General features: G+C 67.0%; 4 protein-coding genes and 1 pseudogene. 4 read left to right on the top strand and 1 reads right to left on the bottom strand.

Going from position 1 to position 4,188, the window contains the following annotated elements:
• Nucleotides 1–2,331 (bottom strand): AAA family ATPase (locus EN780_RS28745; RefSeq protein ID WP_245500170.1); only part of this gene is annotated, 2,331 nt, incomplete at its 3' end.
• Nucleotides 2,332–2,542: 211 nt separating this feature from the next.
• Here EN780_RS28745 and EN780_RS28740 point away from each other — a divergent pair.
• The 4 genes and pseudogenes from EN780_RS28740 to EN780_RS41615 form a co-directional block, all read left to right on the top strand.
• Nucleotides 2,543–2,815 (top strand): DUF4242 domain-containing protein, encoded by a 273-nt coding sequence (locus EN780_RS28740; protein WP_127392141.1) that lies wholly within the window; start codon nucleotides 2,543–2,545, stop codon nucleotides 2,813–2,815.
• 23 nt (nucleotides 2,816–2,838) lie between these two features.
• Entirely contained in the window at nucleotides 2,839–3,039 is a 201-nt protein-coding gene (locus EN780_RS28735; protein WP_128275977.1) for a hypothetical protein, read from the top strand.
• A 194-nt stretch (nucleotides 3,040–3,233) separates the two neighbouring features.
• Complete coding sequence (locus EN780_RS28730; RefSeq protein ID WP_128275976.1) at nucleotides 3,234–3,731, top strand: hypothetical protein; 498 nt, start codon at nucleotides 3,234–3,236, stop codon at nucleotides 3,729–3,731.
• A 274-nt stretch (nucleotides 3,732–4,005) separates the two neighbouring features.
• Nucleotides 4,006–4,188 (top strand): annotated as a pseudogene (locus tag EN780_RS41615) (lipopolysaccharide biosynthesis protein); the annotation flags it as partial.

Here is a 4,188-nt window from a genome sequence, read left to right as displayed (position 1 = left end):
GACATGCTGCGCCACCGGCCTCGCGCCAAGACCCTCCAATATTTCGAGCGCCTCGCGCAACGCCGGCTCGTCGCCATGCAACAGGGCGAGCGCGCGGTCGAAGGGAGCGCCCATCCCGGCCCATAGCGCCGCGGCGCCGCGCCACTCGCCGGCGAGCAGCATCCGGTGCGGTCCCGCCATTCCCGCCGTGTCGCCGGGATCGCTTTCGAGTGACAGCAGCAGCCGCCAGATGGCGAGTTCGCCGAACACCGCCCGCGTCGGCGACAGGCTGTCGGCCAGCTCGATCAGGCCAAGCGCTTCCTGCCTGTCGCCTTGACCGAGCCATGCCCGTTCGGCCATCACCGCCGCGTAGGGCGCCAGCCGCTGCAGCTCCATGCCCTTGTCGAGGAACCGCTTCATCTCTTCCAGCACCGGCTCGGCCGAGGGATCGCCCCGCCTTATGCGCAGTTTCGCCAACGCCACCAGCGAGGGATAGCGCACCAGCGCGGTCGTCGCGTCATTGTCGATGACGTCATGCGCAACAGTGGCCGCGTCGTCCCACAGGCCGCGCCGCACCAGGAGCTGCGCCTGCACGCCCCGCATGTAGTCGCGCCAGGTCGCCAAATCGTTCTCGACGCAATAGGCGATGCCGCGCTCGAGAAAGGACTGCGCCTCGGCGAGGTCCAGTTGGTTCATCTCGATGCAGGCGCAATTGGTGAAGGCGCGCGCCGCATGCTCCTGGAAGTTCTGTTCGAGCGCGAGCTCGAGACTGCGTGCGAGATGCAGCCGGCCGCTGGCCAGATCCAGCCATTGTTCGGCCGAACCCAGATTGTTGAGGGCGTGGCAGACGATGTCCGGCCTGTCCAGCCGCTCCGCCAGCTCGACCGCCCTGCCGCCGAGCAGCAGCGTCTCATCGAGTTTCTCGGCCAGCATCGCCAGTTGCGAGAGATTGGAATAGGCCATGGCAAGCTCTGGTCCGGCGGGCGCCGTTTCCAGCAGTTCCACCGCCTGCGCGCCGAACAAATCCGCCTGCTCGCGGTCGCCGACGAGATAGGCGAAGCGCGACAGGCACCGCAGGCTGTCGCCCTCCCTGAGCCTGTCGCCCAGGGCCTGCTGCAGCCGGCGCGCATGGCCTTGCGCCTCGATGGCCGCGTCGATGCGGCCGATGAGATGACATTCGAAGGCATAGCCCTCATAGAGCCTGGCGCGGTCCTCCATCGACATGGCGTCGGCGTAGCGCAGGGCGACCTCGTAATGCCCGGCGGCATCGCGATGCGCGCCGACGCGCGAGGCCTCGCGCGCCGCCAGCGGGGCAAGCTCGCGCACCGCCTGCAGGTTTTGCGCCTCGACCGCATGATGCACCAGCCTTGCGGTGGCGACGTCGGCGTTTTCCTGCAATGCCGACAGCGCGCGCTGGTTGAATGCGCGCCGGTGGCTTGGCGTCAGCATCATCTCGATGGCCCGGCGGGCGATATCGTGCCGGAAGGCATAGCCGTCGCCCAGATCGTCGAGTAGGCCGTTCGAGACGCATTCGGCGAGTTGGCCGGCGCTGGCGACACCGCACAGGCCGCGCAGCGCCCAGGCATCGGCGCGTCGGGGAAACACCGACACCGCATCGAGCATCGAGCGCGCGCCGGGCGACAGGCGTTCTGCCCGCGCCAGCACCGCGTCGCGCACGCTGGCCGGCGGCGTCGCCACGTTTTCGGCCGCCAGCAGTTCGGTGACGAAGAAGGCATTGCCGGCGGTGGCCCGGTAGATGGCGTCGCCATCGCGGCCCGCGGCATCGGCCAGCGACAGCACCGCCGCCTCGCTGAGCAGCGGCACATCGATGCGCTGGACATTGCCGGATGGAATCTCGCCCAGCGCGCGGCGCACGCGCATTTGCCCCTCGCTGCGGTCGGTGCGCGCCGTGAACAGCAGCAGCATATGCGTGTTGGCGAGGCGCCGGCCCAGGAAACGCACGAAGTCGAGCGTCGCATCGTCGGCCCAGTGCATGTCCTCGATGATCAGCAAGCCTGGCCGCGACCTCGCCTCGAAGACTTCGAGCGCGTCTGAAAACAGCGGCAGCCGCTGTCCCTGGCGGTCGTCGATCGCCCGCGGCAAGGCCCATTGCGCATCGCGTGCCAGATCGTAGAGGGGCCCGAGCGGATCAGGAATCGAAAGGTCCTCGCAGGCGCTGCGGAAAACGGCCGCGCCTTGCCCGACGCGCGCGAGGAAAGCCTCGACGAGCGCCGTCTTGCCGGCGCCGGCCTCGCCCAGCAATGCCGCCACATGGCCGCGACCCTGCATCGCCTCCGAGAGCAGCTGATCCAGCTGCCCGAGTTGCGCCTGCCGCTCCAGAAGCATCGTCATTGGCCCATGGTCTCGTCGCCGCCCGGTCCATCCCGCCAGCATACCCAGCCCCGGTATCCGCAGTGTGGCTCCGAGACCAAACGTCGAAAACATAGGGAATCTTCCCGGCAAATATGGGGAAAGGTTCCGATGCGCGTCTTCAACGAGCGTGGTTCTTATCCAATCGCGCTCAAACCGGGCGTGAATCATTTCACAGGAAGGAAGCCATTCCATGCCTCGCTATCTGGTTGAACGGACATTCCCCGACGGGCTCACCGTGCCGATGAACGACGCCGGCGCCACCGCGCTCGGCGGCGTCATCATGCGCAATGCCGAAAAGGGTGTGACCTGGGTGCAGTCCTTCGTGTCGCCGGACAAGAAGCACAGCTTCTGCATCTACGACGCCCCCTCGCCTGAGGCGATCCGCAGCACGGCGCAGAAGAACGCCCTGCCGGTCGACAAGATCACGGAGGTGCGGGTCCTGGACCCCTACTTTTATCATTGATCCAAGGAAGGGCGGACCCGACCATGAGCGTGAAATTGTCCTGGGCGATGACGGTGGGGGCGATGATGGCGGCCGGTTTTCCGGGCTGCTCGATCTCGAAACGGCAGTCCCCATCGCGCCAGCCGGCCGCGCAACCTCCCGGCGCGGTCTCGCATGGCGGATCCTGTCCGCGCTGCTCTCGCCATTGCGAAACCGGCGCCTGCCGCCGCAGGACGATCATCTGAGGCGCGACATCGGGCTCGGACTGCGCGAGCTGCCGCGCGACTACTGGGAATATTGGTGGCACCAGCGGTGATCCGCCATCACGGCGGGATCGTTCGATCCCGCCGCCTTCAATGACATGCATAGCGCGGCAGGGTGCGGTCTTCCACCGGCCGGCCTTGCTGCTCTCGCGTCCTAGACGAAACGGAGAAGGAAAATGACCATTCAGATCTGCACCAGGGGCCTCATCGGCATCCTGACGATAGCCGCGGCCAGCGCCGCCCAGGCGGAGGATGCCAACCCGCTGGCCGACAAGGTGCGGGCGGCCGACAGCCGCTTCGAGGATGTCGCGGTGGCGAAAGCCGAGGGCTATGCGCCGATCCCCTGCGCCAGCGGCATCACCGGCGGCGCCATGGGCATCCACTACGTCAATGCCGCTTACCTGAAGGACGATGCCGTCGACGTCGCCAGGCCCGAGGCGGTGATGTACGAGCCGGTGGCCGACGGCACGCTGAGGCTGATCGCCGTCGAATACATCACCGCGAAGGGTCCGGCTTCGCTCGAGGGTCAGCTGTTCAACTTCAACAGCGCCCCCAACCGCTACGGCCTCGGCGCGTTCTACGAGCTGCATGTCTGGGCCTGGAAGCAGAACCCGACCGGCACCTTCGCCGACATGAACCCCAACGTGTCGTGCGACGCGATGAAGGGAATGTGAGGCGCCTCTTCCTTCTCCCCGTTTCACGGGGAGAAGGTGGCCCGAAGGGCCGGATGAGGGGCGGCGCCGGCGCCTGATGTCTTCTATCGCCTCAGCCTTCTCCGGTTTCGCCGCACCGCAATCCTTCGAAAGCTCGCGCCGCCGCTCATCCGCCTGCTGGCACCTTCTCCCGGTTTAGTGACGGGGAGAAGGAAGCGCCCACCCAACCGTTTCTTAATGTGTTTTCGCTAGACCGAAACGCAGGAAACGAGGCGGAAAACGGAGAATAATCGGGGTGCGCTTTTCCGCGGCGACGACTGCCGGGCGGTTTTTGCCGCAGCGCTTGGCGCTGCGCGTGAGCCCGTTGCTTGGCCGCATCGATGCCGTGCTGTTCACCGCCGACGAGCGCGGCGAGGCCGGCCGCATGTCGCTCATCGCCTTCACCATCCGCATCATCAGCGCCGTCATCGCCTTCGTC

Origin of the sequence: Mesorhizobium sp. M4B.F.Ca.ET.089.01.1.1, assembly GCF_004022605.1 — a bacterium.
Lineage (GTDB): Bacteria > Pseudomonadota > Alphaproteobacteria > Rhizobiales > Rhizobiaceae > Mesorhizobium > Mesorhizobium abyssinicae.
The sequence above is the reverse complement of the archived record's forward strand: the minus strand, read 5'-3'. Positions and strand labels throughout refer to the sequence as shown.